The sequence below is a fragment of the Pseudarthrobacter sp. NIBRBAC000502771 genome (assembly GCF_006517215.1).
Classification (GTDB): domain Bacteria; phylum Actinomycetota; class Actinomycetes; order Actinomycetales; family Micrococcaceae; genus Arthrobacter; species Arthrobacter niigatensis.
Window position 1 is genome coordinate 2,502,745 of sequence record NZ_CP041187.1, and the last position, 18,345, is coordinate 2,521,089.

General features: G+C 67.3%; 14 protein-coding genes. 10 read left to right on the plus strand and 4 right to left on the minus strand.

Going from position 1 to position 18,345, the window contains the following annotated elements; genetic code table 11:
- The first annotated feature begins 85 nt into the window (after positions 1-85).
- The 7 genes from hemQ (at position 86) to hemL (ending at position 7,388) form a co-directional block, all read left to right on the plus strand.
- Positions 86-787, plus strand: a complete 702-nt coding sequence (gene hemQ, locus NIBR502771_RS11790) for a hydrogen peroxide-dependent heme synthase (protein WP_141159919.1) — start codon at positions 86-88, stop codon at positions 785-787.
- Entirely contained in the window at positions 784-2,028 is a 1,245-nt protein-coding gene (locus NIBR502771_RS11795; RefSeq protein WP_141159920.1) for a ferrochelatase, read from the plus strand. The genes hemQ and NIBR502771_RS11795 overlap by 4 nt, the downstream gene beginning before the upstream one ends.
- The gene (gene hemC / locus NIBR502771_RS11800; protein WP_141159921.1) at positions 2,025-3,011 is read left to right on the plus strand and encodes a hydroxymethylbilane synthase; all 987 of its coding nucleotides are present in this window, start codon (positions 2,025-2,027) and stop codon (positions 3,009-3,011) included. The genes NIBR502771_RS11795 and hemC overlap by 4 nt, the downstream gene beginning before the upstream one ends.
- 7 nt (positions 3,012-3,018) lie before the next feature.
- Entirely contained in the window at positions 3,019-3,885 is an 867-nt protein-coding gene (locus NIBR502771_RS11805) for a uroporphyrinogen-III synthase (RefSeq protein WP_141159922.1), read from the plus strand.
- A 55-nt stretch (positions 3,886-3,940) separates the two neighbouring features.
- Positions 3,941-4,924 carry a porphobilinogen synthase gene (gene hemB / locus NIBR502771_RS11810; RefSeq protein ID WP_141159923.1) on the plus strand — a complete coding sequence of 328 codons (984 nt, stop codon included), beginning with the start codon at positions 3,941-3,943 and terminating at the stop codon, positions 4,922-4,924.
- Entirely contained in the window at positions 4,921-5,994 is a 1,074-nt protein-coding gene (locus tag NIBR502771_RS11815; RefSeq protein WP_141159924.1) for an LLM class flavin-dependent oxidoreductase, read from the plus strand. The genes hemB and NIBR502771_RS11815 overlap by 4 nt, the downstream gene beginning before the upstream one ends.
- Before the next feature lie 62 nt (positions 5,995-6,056).
- Complete coding sequence (gene hemL, locus NIBR502771_RS11820; protein WP_141159925.1) at positions 6,057-7,388, plus strand: glutamate-1-semialdehyde 2,1-aminomutase; 1,332 nt, start codon at positions 6,057-6,059, stop codon at positions 7,386-7,388.
- Positions 7,389-7,493: 105 nt separating this feature from the next.
- Here the strand turns inward: hemL and NIBR502771_RS11825 are convergent, their stop codons facing one another.
- From NIBR502771_RS11825 to NIBR502771_RS11840, 4 genes are all read right to left on the minus strand, one after another.
- Positions 7,494-8,231, minus strand: a complete 738-nt coding sequence (locus NIBR502771_RS11825) for an amino acid ABC transporter ATP-binding protein (RefSeq protein WP_141159926.1) — start codon at positions 8,229-8,231, stop codon at positions 7,494-7,496.
- The gene (locus NIBR502771_RS11830; protein ID WP_141159927.1) at positions 8,228-8,992 is read right to left on the minus strand and encodes an amino acid ABC transporter permease; all 765 of its coding nucleotides are present in this window, start codon (positions 8,990-8,992) and stop codon (positions 8,228-8,230) included. The genes NIBR502771_RS11825 and NIBR502771_RS11830 overlap by 4 nt, the downstream gene beginning before the upstream one ends.
- 12 nt (positions 8,993-9,004) lie before the next feature.
- On the minus strand, positions 9,005-9,955 hold the full coding sequence (locus NIBR502771_RS11835) for an ABC transporter substrate-binding protein (RefSeq protein ID WP_141159928.1): 951 nt from the start codon (positions 9,953-9,955) through the stop codon (positions 9,005-9,007).
- 332 nt (positions 9,956-10,287) lie between these two features.
- The gene (locus NIBR502771_RS11840; RefSeq protein WP_141159929.1) at positions 10,288-10,998 is read right to left on the minus strand and encodes a 3'-5' exonuclease; all 711 of its coding nucleotides are present in this window, start codon (positions 10,996-10,998) and stop codon (positions 10,288-10,290) included.
- Between the two features lie 63 nt (positions 10,999-11,061).
- On the opposite strand from NIBR502771_RS11840, the gene NIBR502771_RS11845 reads away from it, so the two are divergent.
- Genes NIBR502771_RS11845 through NIBR502771_RS11855 form a run of 3 tightly spaced genes read left to right on the plus strand, consistent with a single transcriptional unit; the run spans position 11,062 to position 18,316 of the window.
- Positions 11,062-11,478, plus strand: a complete 417-nt coding sequence (locus tag NIBR502771_RS11845) for an MGMT family protein (protein WP_141159930.1) — start codon at positions 11,062-11,064, stop codon at positions 11,476-11,478.
- Complete coding sequence (locus tag NIBR502771_RS11850; RefSeq protein ID WP_371706592.1) at positions 11,475-14,804, plus strand: ATP-dependent helicase; 3,330 nt, start codon at positions 11,475-11,477, stop codon at positions 14,802-14,804. Before NIBR502771_RS11845 ends, NIBR502771_RS11850 begins: the two co-directional genes overlap by 4 nt.
- A complete protein-coding gene (locus tag NIBR502771_RS11855) occupies positions 14,801-18,316 on the plus strand; it encodes a UvrD-helicase domain-containing protein (RefSeq protein WP_141159931.1) in 3,516 nt (1,171 codons plus the stop codon). The genes NIBR502771_RS11850 and NIBR502771_RS11855 overlap by 4 nt, the downstream gene beginning before the upstream one ends.
- The last annotated feature ends 29 nt before the right edge of the window (positions 18,317-18,345 follow it).

Sequence of the window (18,345 nt, forward strand, 5' to 3'; positions counted from 1 at the left end):
TCCGGAAGGTGACTTTAATCACTTCTACGAGCTGTAGAACTCTTCGGTTTCGCCTTGGGGGCAGGGAAGGGGCAAACTTGTAACCATGAGCCACACTTCTGCCGAATCTGTCACTAAAACCGAAGAATCAGCCGAGCAGTTCTTTACCCTCTGGACGGTCTTCAAGCGGTCGGAGTCAGTGGTCCGCAGTGCGGATGCCGCCGCCGACTTCGAAGCGCTGCTGGAGCGTCTCGCCGCCGCCGGTGTCACGCACCGGGGCAGCTACGACGTCTCGGCCATGCGCGCCGACGCCGACGTCATGGTGTGGCTCCATGGACCCAGGCCGGAGGCGCTGCAGCAGGCCATCCGCGACATCCGCCGCAGCACCCTCTTCGCCGGCACGGAGATCGTCTGGTCTGCCATGGGTGTCCACCGCGAAGCCGAATTCGCCAAGAACCACACCCCCGCCTACTCCCGCGGCGTCGCACCGGCCGAGTGGCTGTGCGTGTACCCGTTCGTCCGGTCCTACGAGTGGTACATCCTGCCGGAGGCCGAGCGCGGCAAGATGCTCCGCGACCATGGACTGCTGGGACGGGACTTCCCGCAGGTCATTTCCAACACCGTTTCCTCCTTCGCCCTGGGCGACTGGGAGTGGATCCTGGGCCTGGAAGCACCGGAACTGGTGGACCTCGTGGACCTGATGCGCCACCTCCGCGCCACCGAGGCGCGCAACCACGTGCGGGAGGAAGTGCCGTTCTATACCGGACGCCGCATCTCCGCAGACGAGGTTGCCGAGGTGCTCGCATGAGCCCCGAGCAGCAGGCAGCCACCGCCATCAACCCGGTGACCGAGGCCGGACGCATGGCCCCCAAAAACTACGACGCCGTCCTGCTGGCCTCCTTCGGCGGACCGGAAGGCCAGGATGACGTCATCCCGTTCCTCCGCAACGTCACCCGCGGCCGGGGAATCCCGGACGAGCGGCTGGAGGAAGTCTCGCACCACTACCGTGCCAACGGCGGCATCAGCCCCATCAACCAGCAGAACCGCGAGCTGAAGGCAGCGCTGGAGGCCGAGCTGGCTGCCCGCGGCATCGAGCTGCCCGTGCTGTGGGGCAACCGCAACTGGGCACCGTACATCCCGCAGACCCTGCAGGAAGCGTACGACGCCGGGCACCGCCGGGTGCTCATGCTCACCACCAGTGCCTACTCCTGCTACTCCAGCTGCCGCCAGTACCGCGAGGACATCGGCATGGCGCTGACCGAAACCGGCCTGGACGGCAAACTGGAAGTGGACAAGGTCCGCCAGTACTTCGACCACCCGGGCTTCGTGGAGCCGTTCGTCGAAGGAACCGCCGCCGGCCTGGCCGCGGTCCGCGCCAAGCTTGCCGAAGCGGGCACCCCGGATGCGCCCATCCATATCCTGTTCGCCACCCACTCCATCCCCACCCGGGACGCCGAGGCGGCGGGCCGCTCCGAGGGGGAGCCGCGCGTGTTCGAGGAAGGCTCCGCCTACGTGGCCCAGCACCTCGCCAACGCGGCCGCCGTCATTGAGCGGGTCGGGAAGGAATCCGGGCTGACCGCACCGTGGTCCCTGGTGTACCAGTCCCGCTCCGGCGCTCCGCACGTGCCGTGGCTGGAACCGGACATCAACGATGCCATCGGGGAACTGGCCGGCCAGGGCGTCAAGGGCATCGTCATCGTCCCGCTCGGCTTCGTCAGCGACCACATGGAAGTTGTCTGGGACCTGGATACCGAAGCGATGGAAACCTGCGCCAACCTGGGCCTGGCCGCCACCCGCGTCCCCACGCCCGGTACGCACCGTAAGTTCGTTAACGGCCTGGTGGACCTCATCTGCGAGCGGACGGTGGCCAACAACATCAGCGACCGCCCCGCCCTGACGGATCTTGGTCCCTGGTACGACGTCTGCCGGCCGGGATGCTGCGCCAACTTTCGCGGCGAAAAGCCCACCATCGCGGCGGCTGACACCACTGTGGGCACCGGCCATGATCCGTACCCGTCCGGCGGTGCCGCGGAAACGGCCCAGCTGTGACGGTCCGGATCGGAACACGCGCCAGCAAACTGGCGCTTACCCAGACCCAGCAGACCGCGGACCAGCTGGCCGCCGTCGGCGGTTTTCCGGTGGAACTGGTGCACGTCCGCACCGACGGTGACGTCCTGACGGGGTCGCTGTCCCAGATGGGCGGCACGGGCGTCTTTGTCGCTGCCCTGCGCGATGCACTGCTGCGCGACGAGTGCGACGTTGCCGTGCACTCGCTCAAGGACCTTCCTACCGGGGCCGCGGTAGGGCTCAGCCTTGCCGCCACTCCGCGCCGCGTGGACGTCCGCGACGTCCTGTGCGCCCGCGACGGACTCAAGCTGGCAGACCTGCCGGCCGGGGCCCGCATCGGCACCGGTTCGCCGCGGCGCGCAGCCCAGTTGCGGGCCGCCCGCGCTGACCTGGACATCGTGGACATCCGCGGCAACGTGGACACCCGCCTGGGCCGGGTTCCCGGGCTGCCCGGCAACTCCACCGACCAGGTGGTGCCCGGAAAGTCCTGCGACCTGGATGCCGTGGTGCTTGCGGCTGCCGGTCTGGAGAGGATCGGCCGGCTGGATGTGGTGTCCGAATACCTGGAAACCGACGTGATGCTGCCCGCAGCGGGTCAGGGATCTCTGGCCATCGAATGCCGAACGGCGGACGCTCCTGCGAAACCGGGGCCGGGCGGAGTCCTGGCCCAGGCCCTTGCCGCGCTGGATGATCCTGACACCCGCCTGGCCGTCACCGCCGAACGCGCCCTGCTGGCCCGGCTCGAAGCGGGCTGCGCAGCGCCCGTTGGGGCCTACGCCTACCGCAAGGGCAGCATGCTGCACCTTGAAGCAGTGGTGTGCGCCGTGGACGGCACCGCCACCGTGCGGGACAAGCGGGCCACCGACGGTCTGACGGAGGTGGGAGCAACCCTGCTGGGCATCGAACTGGCTGAGCTGCTCCTTGCCGCGGGAGCCGCCGACATCGCCGACCTGCAGGCATCCTGACCTGGCGATGACGCAGCCTTCCAGCGGCACCACGCCCCGGACTCCGCTTGGCGGCGTCCGGGTCCTGGTGACGCGCAGCCCTGAACGTTCGGCTGCCCTGGTGGAGGCCCTGGCAGCAGCCGGCGCGGAACCTGTGCTGCTGCCGCTCATCGACTTTGAACGGGCGCCTGACCAGCACATGCTGGATGTTGCCTGTGACGCGCTCGCAGCTGCCGCCTTTGACTGGCTGGTGGTCAGCAGCGCCACCACCGTCCACGTCCTGATGGAAAAAGCGGCAGAGCGTGGCCTGCGCCTGGGCCAGCTGGTACCGCCAGGGACGCGGATCGCCGCCGTCGGTCCCGCAACGCGGCGGCTCCTTGAGACCGGCGGCCTCACCGTGGCACTGACCCCGCCCGGAGAACAGTCGGCCGCCGGGCTGCTCGCCGTCTGGCCGGGAGGAGGCAGGATCCTGCTGCCACAGGCGGATATCGCCGCCGGCACCCTCTCGGAAGGCCTGGCAGCCGCAGGCGGCACTGTTACCGCCGTGACCGCCTACCGCACTGTCGACTATCCGGCGGCAGCGGAACGGCGGCTTTCCATGCAGGCGGAGGACGGCGACGCCGGTCCGCAGCCGTCGTCGTACTCCCTCCTGGCACCGCAAACCGCCGCCGCGGACATCGCCGGCGGACGCCTTCACGCCGTGATCGCGGCCTCCCCGAGCGCCGTGCGCCGGATCGCCGCGCTGGGGCCTCTGGGCGGGTGCCGGCTGGTGGCCATAGGACGGTCGACGGCGGAACAGGCCGCCGCCCTGGACCTCGACGTTGCGGCGGTGGCGGCTGAGCCGACGCCGGAGGGCCTGGTAGCGGCCGTGGCCAAGGCGCTCAGCCCGCCCTGACGGTGACAGGCACGCTTCCCCAAATGCTTCACAACCAATGCGAAGGACAGGACCCATGACTTTCCCCACCCAACGCCCCCGCCGCCTGCGCACCACCCCCGCCATGCGCCGGATGACCGCCGAAACGCGCCTTTCACCGGCCGAACTCATCCTTCCGGCCTTCATCAGGGAAGGACTCACCGAGCCCAACCCCATCACGTCCATGCCCGGCGTGGTCCAGCACACCACCGACACGCTGAAACGGGCCGCGGCCGAGGCCGTTGAACTTGGGCTGGGCGGAATCATGCTCTTCGGCATTCCTGAAACACGCGATCCTGAAGGCTCGGCTTCCCTTGACCCGGACGGCGTGCTGAACAAGGCCATCCGCGACGTCCGCGCCGAAGTGGGCGACGACCTGGTGATCATGAGTGACGTCTGCCTGGACGAATTCACCGACCACGGCCACTGCGGGGTGCTCGACGCCGACGGTTACGTGGACAACGACCGCACCGTTGAGATCTACGCCAGGATGGCAGTGGCGCAAGCTGAGGCCGGCGCGCACATGCTGGGCCCCTCCGGGATGATGGACGGCCAGATCGCCGCCATCCGCGCAGCACTGGATGAGGCCGGACACGTCAACACTTCCGTCATCGCCTACGCCGCGAAGTACGCCTCCGCGTTCTACGGTCCTTTCCGCGAAGCGGTGGACTCCCAGCTCACGGGTGACCGGCGGACCTACCAGATGGATGCCGGGAACCGCACCGAAGCGCTGCGCGAGGTGGAACTGGACCTGGACGAAGGTGCCGACATCATCATGGTCAAGCCGGCCATGAGCTACCTGGACATCGTGGCCGACGTCGCCGCGATGAGCCCGGTGCCCGTGTCCGCCTACCAGATCTCCGGCGAGTACGCGATGATCGAGGCCGCTGCCGCCAACGGCTGGATCGACCGCCGCGCCGCCATCACCGAATCCGTGCTCGGCATCCGCCGGGCCGGAGCGCACACCGTGCTCACCTACTGGGCCACCGAACTGGCCGGCTGGCTGAAGGAAACCCGGTGACCGACCCGTCCGACTCTCCCACCGCACCCGTGGGGGAAGACCGCATCCTCCTCGGCCTGAACACCTTCGGCGACGTGGGGGAGGCCCTCGACGGCAGCCCGCAGCCGCATGCCCAGGTCCTGCGCCAGCTGCTGGAACAGGCTGAACTGGCTGACGCCGTCGGCCTCCATGCCTTCGGCGTGGGGGAGCACCACCGCAAGGACTACGCCGTGTCCGCGCCGGAGGTCTTCCTTGCCGCTGCCGCCGCCCGCACGTCCCGCATCCGCCTGGGCTCTGCGGTGACGGTGCTGAGCTCGGACGATCCCATCAGGGTGTTCCAGCGCTTCGCCACCGTGGACGCCATCTCCAACGGCCGGGCGGAAGTCATGCTGGGGCGCGGATCCTTTATCGAATCCTTCCCGCTGTTCGGCCTGGACCTGGCGGACTACGAAGTCCTGTTCGAGGAAAAACTTGAACTGTTCGACAAGGTCCGCGCACAGAAGCCTGTGCACTGGGAAGGCCGCACCCGCCCGGCCCTCGCCGGCCTGAGCGTCTACCCGCCCCTGGAGCACCACCTGCTGCCCACCTGGATCGGCGTGGGCGGCACACCGGAATCTGTCCTCCGGTGTGCCCAGTACGGGTATCCGATCATCTTCGCCATTATCGGCGGCCAGCCGCGGGGCTTCCGGCCCCTTGCCGACCTCTACCGGAAAGCGATGGGCAAGTACGGGCACCCGATGCAGCAGATGGCCACCCACTCGCCCGGCCATGTTGCCGATACGGACGAACAGGCACGGGAAGAGCTCTATCCCCACTGGCTGGCACTCCGGAACAGGCTTGGAGCCGAGCGTGGCTGGGGTCCGGCCGGCCGCGGTGAGTTCGATGCACTCTGTTCCACAGAAGGCGCGCTCTACGTCGGATCACCGGAAACCGTGGCCCAAAAAATTGTCCGGCTGAAGCGGAACCTGGGGGTTGACCGTTTTGACCTCAAATACAGCAACGGGCCTCTGCCGCACACGGCCATGATGCGCTCGATCGAACTGATGGGCACGGCGGTGGCGCCCCGCGTGGCCGAGCTGCTCGCCGGCTGACCCTGCCAAGGGGGCCCTTGCGGCTAACTTGAGCTTTCCCGCTTACTGAGAGAATAGGAACCATGACTTCCAGCAATCCTCGCAATGAGGCACTCTTCGACCGCGCCCGCCAGCTGATGCCGGGCGGCGTCAACTCGCCGGTGCGGGCTTTTGGCTCCGTGGGCGGGACCCCGCGCTTCATGGTCTCCGCCAAGGGACCGTACCTGACGGATGCTGACGGCAAGGAATACGTGGACCTGGTCTGCTCATGGGGACCTGCCCTGCTCGGACACGCCCATCCGGCCGTGCTGGAGGCCGTGCATGCCGCCGTCGACCGGGGACTCTCCTTTGGCGCGTCCACCCCGGACGAGGCAAACCTGGCGGAGATCGTCCAGGAGCGCGTCCCTGCCGTCGAACGCCTCCGGATGGTGTCCACCGGAACCGAAGCCACCATGACCGCTGTCCGGCTGGCCCGCGGGTTCACCGGCCGCAACCTGATCATCAAATTCGCCGGCTGCTACCACGGCCACCTCGACGGACTCCTGGCCGCGGCCGGCTCCGGGCTGGCAACCCTGGCCCTGCCCGGGTCCGCCGGTGTCACCGAAGCGACCGCGGCGGAGACGCTGGTGCTGCCCTACAATGACCTCGCGGCCGTCAAGGAAGCCTTCGCTGTCCACGGCCCCAATATTGCCGCCGTCATCACCGAAGCAGCGCCGGCGAACATGGGCGTCGTCACCCCCGGCGAGGGATTCAACCACGGACTTTCGCAGATCACGCGGGAGCACGGCGCGCTCCTCATCGTCGACGAGGTCCTGACCGGATTCCGCACCGGCTACTCCGGCTACTGGGGCCTTACCGGCGGTGCACCGGATGCCGAGGAACCATGGACCCCTGACCTGCTCACCTTTGGCAAGGTCATCGGCGGCGGGATGCCGACGGCGGCCCTCGGCGGCCGCGCCGACGTCATGGACTACCTCGCGCCCACCGGCCCGGTATACCAGGCCGGAACCCTGTCCGGAAACCCGGTGGCCATGGCTGCCGGCGTGGCAACACTGACCCATGCGACCCGCGACGTCTACTCCTTCATCGACGTCCGCTCGCTGGAACTGTCCTCGGCCCTCTCCAGCGCCCTGGACGCCGCAGGGGTGGACCACTCCATCCAGTTCGCCGGGAACCTCTTCTCGGTAGCCTTCGGCACCTCGGCCAACGGCGTCCACAACTACGCGGACGCCCAGGCACAGGAAGCCTTCCGCTATGCGCCGTTCTTCCACTCGATGCTGGACTCCGGGGTCTACCTGCCGCCGTCCGTCTTCGAGGCCTGGTTCCTGTCGGCCGCGCACGACGACGACGCCATGAACCGGATTTACGACGCACTGCCTGCCGCGGCCCAGGCGGCCGCAGCCGCCCAGGGCTAGCGCCGCCGCGGGCGACAGGCGCGTCCCGCCGTCGCCATCTCGCGGAAGACAAAAAGAAATCCCCGGCTGCAGGCTGCAGCCGGGGATTTCTTTATGCCGTGGGCGTTACAGGACATCCGAGAGGAAGCCCTTGAGCCGGTCGGTCTTTGGCTCGGTGAACAGCTGCTCGGGCGGCCCGGACTCCACCACAACACCGGCGTCCATGAATGTCACGGCATCGGAGACGTTGCGGGAGAAGCCCATTTCGTGGGTCACCACCACCATGGTCATGCCGCCCTTGGCGAGGTCCGCCATCAAGGCCAGGACGCCCTTGACCAGCTCGGGGTCCAAGGCAGAGGTGGCCTCGTCGAAGAACATCACCTCGGGCTTCATGGCCAGCGCACGGGCGATGGCCACGCGCTGCTGCTGGCCGCCGGAGAGGTTGGCGGGCCGGGAATCAGCCTTGTGCTTCAACCCGACAAGGTCCAACTGCTCCAGGGCCTCGGCCTGCGCTTCCTCCTTGGAGAGCTTGCGCAGTTTCCGCAGGGCCAGGGAGACGTTTTCCACCACCGTTTTGTGCGGGAACAGGTTGAACTGCTGGAACACCATCCCGATCCGGCGCCGGAGTTCATCCGGGTTGTCCTTCAGGACAGAACGCCCGTCCAAGAGGATGTCCCCCTGGTCGGGTTCGATCAGCCGGTTCATGACCCGCAGCAGGGTGGACTTGCCCGAACCTGACGGGCCGATGACCGACGCGGTAGTGCCCTGGGGAACGTGCAGGTCGATGCCCCGCAGCACGTGGTTGCTGCCGAAGGAAAGGTGGATGTTCCTGGCGCTCAGTGTGCCGGATGCGAACTCGCTCATGCCTGGGCTCCCTTTCCAACGACGGCTGCGGCCTCGTCCGGTTCTTTCTTTTCGGGCCGGCCGGTGCGGAGGCGCCGGTCGATCCAGTTCACGAAGTGGGTCAGCGGAACGGTCAATGCCAGGTAGAACACCGCCGCAGCGACGTAGGGCGACAAGTTGCCGCTGGTGGACGCCGCGTCCTTGCCGATCTGGAAGATCTCGCGTTCGCTGGCCAGCAGCCCGAGCATGAAGACCAGGGAGGACTCCTTGATCAAGGCGATGAACTGGTTGACCAGGGCCGGAAGCACCCGCCGGACGCCCTGGGGTACTACTACCAGGCGCATGGCCGGGCCGTAGCCGAACCCCAGGGCACGGGTTGCTTCGAGCTGGCCCTTGTCCACGCTCTGGATGCCGGAGCGGAAGATCTCGCCGATGTAGGCGGCCGACATCAGGGACAGCGCGGCAATCGCCATCGGGTACGGGCTGGTGGATCCGGTCCATTGCCGGACGATCGGCCCGAATCCGAGCCCAATCACCAGGATGGTGAGGATGGGCGGCAGCCCGCGGAGCACATCCGTGTAGATGCGAGCCACCCAGCGGGCCCCGGCGTTCCGGGAAATCCCCATCAGGGCAAGCAGCATGCCAAGTACTGTTCCGATGACGCCGGACGAAACAGCCAAAACGAGCGTATTCGGAAGCCCGACGGCGAACATTTTGGGCAGGACGGCGCCGATCGCCTTCCAGTCAAGGAAGGTATCGGAGAGCAGTTTGAGGATATCCATGGAACGCCCGGGTTACTTCGCGGGAACCTGGACGGCTTTGCTGCCCGGCTTCCAGCCCTGCGGGGTCTGCTCCTTGGCGGTGGGCCGGTCCGTGTACCACTGGGCGGTGAGCTTGGTCCACGTACCGTCAGCAATGACGGCATCCAGGCCCGCGTTCAGGGCGTCAATCAGCGGCTTGTTGTCCTTGTTCACTGCGTACGCGGTGAAGTTCTGGGTGTTAACAACCTTTTCGGCGATCTTGGTGTTATCGCCGTCCTTGACCTGGCCGGTGGCCTGCTGCGAGGGTGCCACCCAGGCGTCGACCTGGCCGGACTTCACGTTGGCATAGACAGTGTTGTAATCCGGGAAACGGACCGGTTCGAGGCCGAGGGTGTTGGTGACGTAGTCGTCCTGAACGGTGCCCTGAACCACGCCGATGCGCACGCCGTCCTTGAGGTCGGCGAAGCCCTTGACCTTGGAATCGTTTTTGGTGACCACAGCCATGTAGCCGAAGTCATAGCCGTTCGTGAAGCCGACCGTCTCACGGCGCTTGTCCGTGGTGGAGATCGAGGAGGACCCGACGTCGAACTGCTTGTTGGCCACCTGGGAGAGCAGCGCGGAGAAGTCGGTGGAGGCGAATTCGACCTTGAGGCCCAGCTTGTCGCCAATGGCGCGCAGCAGTTCGTTGTCGTAGCCGGTGAACTTGCCGGAGGGGTCGATGAAGATGTTGGGCGGTGCGTCCGAAAGGGTGCCCACGCGCAGGGTGCCCTCGGTGATGAGGCCGAGCTTGGTCTTGTCGATCTTGTCGATCGGCGTCACGTCCGCAGTGGTGTACTTGTCCAGCGTCTGCTGGTCGCTGCCCTTCAGGGCATCGGTAGGGGTGCCGCTGGGCTGGGAAGATCCGCCACCGCAGGCTGCGAGGGAAACCGCGAGGGCCAGTGCAACGGGAGCGGTAGTGAGCCACTTCATCGCTTTGATTTTCATCAGGTTGTCACTTTCATATGAGGCATACGTCGACCGGGCCGCAAGGCAGCGCTGTGGCGCCTGGCACCTGCCCGGCGCTGGTCCAGCAGTCCGGGGCAGGGGTGACCGCAAAACTTTATTGTCTCACCCGGGTAAATACTGGAAGTGGAATGAACAATGCGGAGGCTCTGATCATAGCTGCCGAATTTAATTCCGCTTCATCGGCACAGCGGCACGCAGCTGAAGGGTGCTTAGGTCCCACGGGCGAAGGATGCCACCTGCAATATCCCGACGTTTGTTAACCGGCGTGACTGTGACATGCCTCCCAAAAAGGGAGTGCGCCGGGGGTTAACCTAGAAGCCCCCTGTGGTGGCGTCCTGGGGAGGGAGCACCGGCCAGTCTCCTTCAATGACGGCGGCCGGCTTCGTCTTGCGGAGGTACTCCTGGAAATCGGACGCCTGGCTCACCGCCCAGTCCACCTGCAGCTGGTGCAGTTGGCTTGCCGGCATCATCAGCTTGGGGAACTTGCCCGCCATCGCGTCCAGCACCCTGAGGGTAGCCAGGGCATCGGCCGCGGAGGTGTGTGCATTGTCCAGGACCACACCGTACTCCTCGCACAATGCAGTCAATGTCCGCTTGCCCTTCCGGTAGCGGTCAACCTGCTTGTTCATGATGAACGGATCCAGGACCGGGAAGCGGGACAGCTGCGGAATCCCGTACCGTGCGGACTCGGCAGCAAGGACCGTGAAGTCGTAGCTGGCGTTGAAAGCGATGACCGGAGTCCCGGAATCGAACAGGCCCTGCAGCACGGCAGCGACCTCCCGTGTGACCTCATGGGCGGGACGCCCATCACGCCTGGCCTGTTCGGTGGTGATCCCGTGGACGTCACTTGCCTCTGCCGGAATCTCTACCCCCGGATCGGCCAGCCACTCATGCTCCTTAATGACCTCGCCCTGGTGGTCCACCACGGTGATCGAGGCCGTAACGATTCTCGCTGCGCGGGAATTACGGCCCGTGGTTTCCAGATCGAAGGCGGCGCGGGGGAGGCTGTTCCAGGAACTCATGCTTCAACGCTAAGGGGGCCCACCGACAATTCCGTGGAGCGCCACTGCGGCTAGATTGGATCAATGCGGAATGAGTACGTCCAAGCTGTCCTGGCCGTCGTGAGGCTGGTGCCGGCAGGGACGGCCGTATCCTACGGCGACGTGGCCGAGCTTCTTGGCTCGGGCGGCCCGCGCCAGGTCGGGTCCGTGATGAGCCATCATGGCGGCGGCGCCCCGTGGTGGCGGGTCCTGAAGGCCAGCGGCCATGCGCCCCCCGGACACGAGGCCGAGGCCCTGCTCCTCTACCTCGAAGAAGGCACTCCACTGGTGGGCGATCACGAGTCGTTCCTCCGTACCGGAGAGGGGCGGTGGCGGGTGGACCTGGCCGCCGCCCGCTGGGCACCGACCGACAGTGATTTTGACAATATCGATGCAGTTGCAGAGGACCTGGAGCGTCGGCTCCACCGGTTGTCGGTACCTGATGATGGAATGGTTTTGTGACCGTAACAATCCCTTTGACCGGACCCTGGGACCCGCACTGGCAGGAGCCGGAGGCTGGCCGGGAGCCTGGGTTCTCCACTCCTGGACACACCGACGGCGGCGCCCTGCCGGCCCCTCCCGCGCTTCGGCTCCTGCCGCCACGCCGGATGCACGCCGGGTTGCTTCGGCTTACACCGGACCAGCAGGCGGCGGTCGACGTTACCCAAGGATCCGGACCGGTCCTGGTCCCGGGTGCACCGGGCACGGGAAAGACCACAGTGCTCGTTGAAGCCGCTGTCCAGCGGGTCTTCCGCGACGGCGTCGACCCCGAACGCATGCTGATCCTCGCGCCCACCCGCCTTGCTGCCGATTTCCTCCGGGACAGTTTTACTGCCCGGCTGGACCGGAGCCTGAGCACTACGCCGGCCAGGACCTGGGCCTCGTACGCATTCGACCTGATCCGCCGAGCCAAGGCTGAAGGCGTCATATCCCTGCCCAGGCCGCCCCGCCTGCTGTCGGGCCCGGAGCAGGACCTCATCATCAAGGAACTCCTCGAGGGCCACAGGCTGCCGGGCCTGGAGCTGCCGTGGCCCAGCGATCTGGACGGCGCCCTCGACACCAGGGGCTTCCGCCAGGAGGTGCGGCAACTCTTTGACCGCATTATCGAATCTGGCCGCACGGCGGAGGACCTTGCAAACTTGGCGGACGCCTGCGGCCGGCCGGACTGGAAAGCCGCGGCAGCGCTCTACGCCGAATACCGTGACGTTCTTGACCTGCGGATGCCTGAGGCCTTCGACCCCGCCGGAATCATCACAGCCGCCCGGCAGATCTTCCAGGACGCGCCGGAATTCCTCGCTGCCGAACGCGCAAGGCTGCAGGTGGTCCTGGTGGACGATATCCAGGAAGCAAACCCCGCCATCTTTGAGTTGCTGGCCGATATTGCGGCAGGCAAGGACTGCTACGTGACGGCGTCGCCGGACACGGTGGTCCAGGGATTCAGGGGAGCCCGGCCGGATCTTGTGGCTGAACTGCCCCGGCTGCTGGCCACGCAGAACACCATCATCGAGCGTCCGCTGGGGTATGCGCACGGACTGTCGCCCGCGGTGGCGGAGGCCTGGCTCAACGTCGCTGGCCGCATCTCCCAACGTGCCGGGGGCCAGCTGGCGCGCCGTCTCACGGAGCCCGCACAAGCCGGCCACCCCGGCAGCGTGGAGGCGCACCTGGTTCCTACACCGGTGCATGAGCTGCGGTACGTCGCCCAGCGGATCCTGGACCAGCACATAAACCACAACCGTGATTTGGCAGACATGGCTGTCATCGTGCGCAATGGCGGCCAGGTCAGCGAACTGCAGCGCTACTTGTCCGGCCAGGGGATTCCCGTCCGGGTACCCGTGGCGGAATCGGCGGTCCGCGACGAAGTAGCCGTACGCCCGCTCCTGGACGCCTTCGCCATCGCCCTGGACCCGGAGCTTCTGACACCCGAAGCGGCGGTATCCCTTCTTACCTCACGGATCGGAGGCGCCACCTCCATCGAACTGCGCAGGCTCCGGCAATCACTGCGGCGCGAGGAATTGCTGGGCGGCGGGGGCCGGGCCAGTGATGCGCTGCTGGTCCAGGCCCTGCTTGAGCCGGGTGCGCTGGGCGCGTTGGGGATCGAAGGGCGCGCTGCACGGCGCACGGCGCGGATGATCCACGCGGGGCGGGAGGCGGCTGGAATGCCGGGTGCCAACGCAGAATCGGTACTGTGGGCGCTCTGGGACTCGACAGGGCTTTCGGCGGCCTGGACACGGACGGCCTTGTTGGGGGGTCCGCACGGGGCACGGGCTGACCGCGACCTTGACGCCATGATGGCGCTGTTCCATACGGCCGAACGCTACGTGGACCAGATGCCCGGCGCCGGCCCCGAACAGTTCCTCGAGTACCTCCTCAACCAGGAGCTTCCCATGGATACCCTGGCCGCCCGTGCCCAGCTCGAGGACGCAGTGGAGCTAATGACGCCGGCCAGTGCGGCGGGCCGGGAATGGCCCGTGGTGATCATTGCGGGCCTGCAGGAAGGGGTGTGGCCCAACACGAGGCTCCGTGGTGAGCTGCTCGGCAGCACCCTGTATGCGGACGCCGTGGAGCACGGTCCGGAGTACGCCCTCCAGCGCGACCCCCTTAGCCGGCTGCGGGATATCCGCTATGACGAGTTGCGCAGTTTCTCCACGGCCGTGTCCAGGGCACGCGAACTGCTGGTCTGCACCGCGGTCTCGTCGGAGGACCACCAGCCGTCGTCATTCCTGGATTTCGTTGCACCGCTGGGACCGGACGAAGGCGGCCGGGCTTTCACCCAGGTGGAACGGCCCATGACGCTGCGGGCCCTGGTTGCCGAGCTTCGGCAGCATGCCCAGCTCGACGGCGGGACGCCGCAGGCTGCGGAAGCGGCGAGGGTCCTGGCCCATCTCGCCGCGGCCGAGCCAGCCGTTGCCGGAGCGCACCCGGACAGCTGGTGGGGCCTGGTCCCGCTGACCTCCGCCGACGCGGTGGTCCCGCCCGGGGGCACGGTGTCCGTATCGCCGTCAAAGGTCGAGACGGTGCAGAAGTCGCCGTTGGACTGGTTCGTCCAGGCAGCCGGAGGGGAGCCTGCCACCGACTTCGCCCGGAGCCTGGGGACCCTGGTGCACGGAATCGCCCAGGACATGCCGGACGCGGCAGGATCCGAGTACGTCGCCGAACTGGTGCGGCGGTGGCCGGCGCTCGGTATGAAGGACAACTGGGAGGGGCGCCTGGACTTCCAGCGAGCCGAAGTGATGGTGCGGAAGTTGGCGCACTATGTGCTCTCCATGAGGGGTGAGGGCCGCAGCCTGCTGGGCGTCGAACAGGACTTTGAAGTGGCCCTCGGCGCCGTGGCGGTGGATGACGCTGCACCGCGGGAAGCGGTACTCCGCGGCCAGGTGGACCGCTTGGAAATCGATGGCGAAGGCCGCCTGGTGGTGGTTGACCTCAAGACCGGAAAACGGCAGCCCGGCAAGGACGAACTGTCCCGCCACCCGCAGCTGGGCGCCTACCAGGCTGCTGTCCTTGCCGGCGGGTTCAACGCCGCCTCCGGAGGCGGGCAGGGACTGTCCGGCGGCGCCGTGCTGGCGCAGCTTGGGACCGGGGCGAAGAGCCCGGCCATCCAGCAGCAGGAACCACTCAACCCCGAGGAGAACTGGGCCATGGACATGGTCAAGGAGGCTGCCGCCGTCATGGGCGGAAGCGAATTCATCGCGCGCCATGACCCCGCCAAAGGCAGTCACGGCGGCCACGGCTGCCGGCTTCCCGAGGTGTGCCCGCTGTGCGTGCGTGGACGGCAGGTGACCGAATGAGCGGGCTGCCGGCCGCCGTCGCGGTCGCCGCTCCGGCCGTGCGTTTCAGCCCCGGGGAACTCTCCGCGCTGCTTGGCGAGAAGAACACCCCCACGCCCGAGCAATCCGCCATCATTTCGTCCCCCTTGGCGCCACGGCTGGTCATTGCGGGCGCCGGCTCGGGTAAAACCGCCACCATGGCGGACCGGGTGGTGTGGCTGGTGGCCAACGGTTGGGTCACCCCCGAGGAAGTCCTGGGCGTGACGTTCACCCGCAAGGCAGCCGGCGAACTCGCCAGCCGGATCCGGTCAAAGCTCCTGGCGCTGCAGCGTATTGCTGCCAAGGACAGCGCGCATGAGGTCTTTCCGGAGGGCTTGCTCAGCAGCGACGCCCTGGAGCCCAAGGTGTCCACCTACCATTCGTTTGCCAGTGGCGTCGTGTCCGACTATGGGCTGCGGCTTGGCGTGGAGCGGGACGTTGTTCTGCTCGGCGGTGCGCAGGCCTGGCAGCTGGCCAGCGAAGTGGTTGAAGCGTACGACGGCGAATACCAGCACTTCCGGGCCGCTAAATCCACCCTGGTGAAAGCCGTGATCCAGCTGGCCGGGGAATGCGCAGAGCACCTCCAGGAGCCCGAAGATGTGGAGGCGTGGCTGATGGCCCGCCTGTCCGAGTTCGAATCCCTGCCCTACCTGGCCGACAAGAAGAAGGGCACGCCAAAGGCAGCATTGGACCTTGGCGGGATGTTGCGGACCAGGGCAAGCGTTGCCGACATGGTGGGCCGCTACGCCGCGGCCAAACGGGCGCGCGGGGCACTGGATTTCGGCGACCTGGTTGCCCTTGCCGCCAAGGTGGCGCAGGACGTGCCGCTGGCGGCCCAGATGGAGCGGCAACGGTACAAGGTGGTTCTCCTTGACGAATTCCAGGACACGTCGTACGCCCAGTTGGTGCTCTTTTCCCGGCTGTTCGGCGGCGGCCACGCCGTGACGGCTGTCGGAGACCCCAATCAGTCCATTTACGGGTTTCGTGGTGCTTCGGCAGGGCAGTTGTTCCATTTCGTCCGCGAGTTCCCGATGCGCACCGGAGCGGCGGAGGAAGAAGAGGAAGAAGGCGGCTGGGCGCCCGCGCCAACCTCGTACCTGACCACGGCCTGGCGTAATGGCCGGTCCATCCTTGCAGCAGCCAATGTCATGTCGCAGTCCCTGGGCCGGGCGGCGGCCTCCAACGGGCCAGCCGGAAGCAGGACGCCCGCTGCCGAAGTTCCTCCACTGCGGCCGAGTCCCCATGCAGTGGACGGAACAGTAGTGCTGGGGCGTTTCGCCAGCGATGTCGAAGAAGCTGCTGCGCTGGCCGACGACGTCCTGAGGTACCGGCTGACTGACTTCGAGCTGAATCCCGATGGCACGGCCGAACCGCCGGCGCTTGCCGTACTGTGCCGCAGGCGCGCCCAGATGGAGCCGGTCCGGCGTCAGTTCGAAGCCCGGGGCATTCCCTACGAAATCGTGGGCCTCGGGGGGCTTCTGGACACCCCGGAGATCGTGGACCTTGTAGCCACCCTGCGCGTCCTTGCCGATCCGGGCCGCTCCGATGCCCTCATGCGGCTGATCGCAGGCGCCCGGTGGCGCATCGGCCCGGCCGACCTTATGGCCCTGCGCGACTGGTCGAGCCAGCTCGCACGGAGCCGCGGAAGGGCCCCGCAGGGGTTCGAGCCCGACGTCCAGGACAACGGCGGCGAGGCAGAGGAACCGGTCCTCGAAGGGGACCTGACCGACGCCGCCAGCCTGGTGGAGGCACTTGATTTCCTGCCACGGGAAGGGTGGACCTCATCCAATGGCCGCACCCTCAGCATGGAGGCCCGCAGCAGGCTGGCGAAATTGTCGCTCGAGTTAAGGCAACTCCGCGGCTACCTGGGGGACGACCTCACAACGCTTCTGGGGGAGGTGGAACGGGCCATGCTGCTGGATATCGAAGTGGCGGCCCGGCCCGGAATCAGCATCCACCAGGCGCGCCGCAACCTCGATGCTTTCCAGGATGCGGCCGCCGGGTTCCTCCGCACCTCGCAGCGGGTGGACATCCTCGCCTTCCTGTCTTGGCTTGAGGCGGCGTCGGCGGAAGAGAACGGGTTGGAAGCGCCGGCCAGCGACGTAAACCGCGAAGCCGTCCAGTTGCTGACGGTGCACGCTTCCAAAGGCCTCGAGTGGGACGTTGTGTTTGTCCCGGGCATGAACGCGGGAGCGTTTCCCAGCGACCGGGACTCGCGCTGGAGCAGCGGGTCCGCCGCGCTTCCGTGGCCCCTCCGCGGTGACCGCGCAGACCTGCCGCAGTGGGACCTCGACCAGCCGGACCAGAAAGGCTGGCTGGATGCCGAGAAGGAATACAAGGCCGGCGTCCAGGCCCACGGGGAATCGGAGGAACGCCGGTTGGCTTACGTTGCCTACACCAGGGCCAAGCATGTCCTGTGGGTCTCCAGTGCCGCGTGGGTGGGATCGCGGGCCGGACGCGCGGAAATGTCTCCGTTCCTCGCAGAGCTGGAAGCGCTGACGCAGCCGGCTGATGGCGGGCCACCGAGCGCAGTCGTCCACAAGCTGTCGCTCGACGAGGCTGCTTTGCCGCTCCAGAGCCCGCTGACGCTGGAAACTGAAGAAGCCCGCTGGCCCTACGATCCCCTGGAGGGACCCGTGGACCCGCGGACCGGAGAGCGCCTTCGGTTGGCCCGCGGGCGCAGGACAGCCATGGAAGCTGCGGCCCAGCGGGTGCTCGGAATACTGGACACCGGTGATACCCAGACCGATCGGGGCGGCGGTGCAGCAGAGGGGAACAGCCCAGGGACGGACGGCAGTCGGTTGCCCGGACTTACGGGGGCAGCGGGAGGTTGGGCCCACGAAGCTTCGCTGCTGCTGGAGCGCAGGGCAAGGAGGTCAAGCGGCCAGGACGTGCACCTGCCCACCCACATTTCAGCTTCCACGCTGGTTGATCTCGGGGACGACCCCCAAGCGGTCCTGGGCAGGCTGCGCCGTCCGGTACCACGCGAACCCGGCATGTCGGCCCGGAAGGGCACGGCTTTCCACGCCTGGGTAGAGGAATATTTCGGCCGGGCCGGGATGCTGGACCTCGGCGAAGCGCCGGGATCGGACGACCACATCGACGCTGCCTACGACCTGGACCAGATGGTGGCCACCTTCAAGGCTTCCCCCTGGGCTGACCGGTCACCGGCCTTCGTGGAGGTCCCCGTGGAAACCCGGGTGGGGGAAGTGGTGGTGCGTGGCCGGGTTGACGCTGTGTTCCAGGATGCCGACGGGTGCTGGGACCTGGTGGACTGGAAGACCGGACGCCGGCCGTCCGCCGCGCAGCTGAAGATCCGGTCGGTACAGCTGGCGGTCTACCGGCTCGCGTGGGCACGCCTCAAGGATGTTCCGCTGGAAGAAGTGCGGGCCGCATTCTTCTACGTTGCCGACAACGCCGTGGTGCGGCCGCACGACCTTGGGACGGCGGCCGAGCTGGAAGGAATCGTCGCCGCTGCGCTTGCCAAACCTTGAGCCGGCCCGGCCGTCAGGGGAACCCCTGA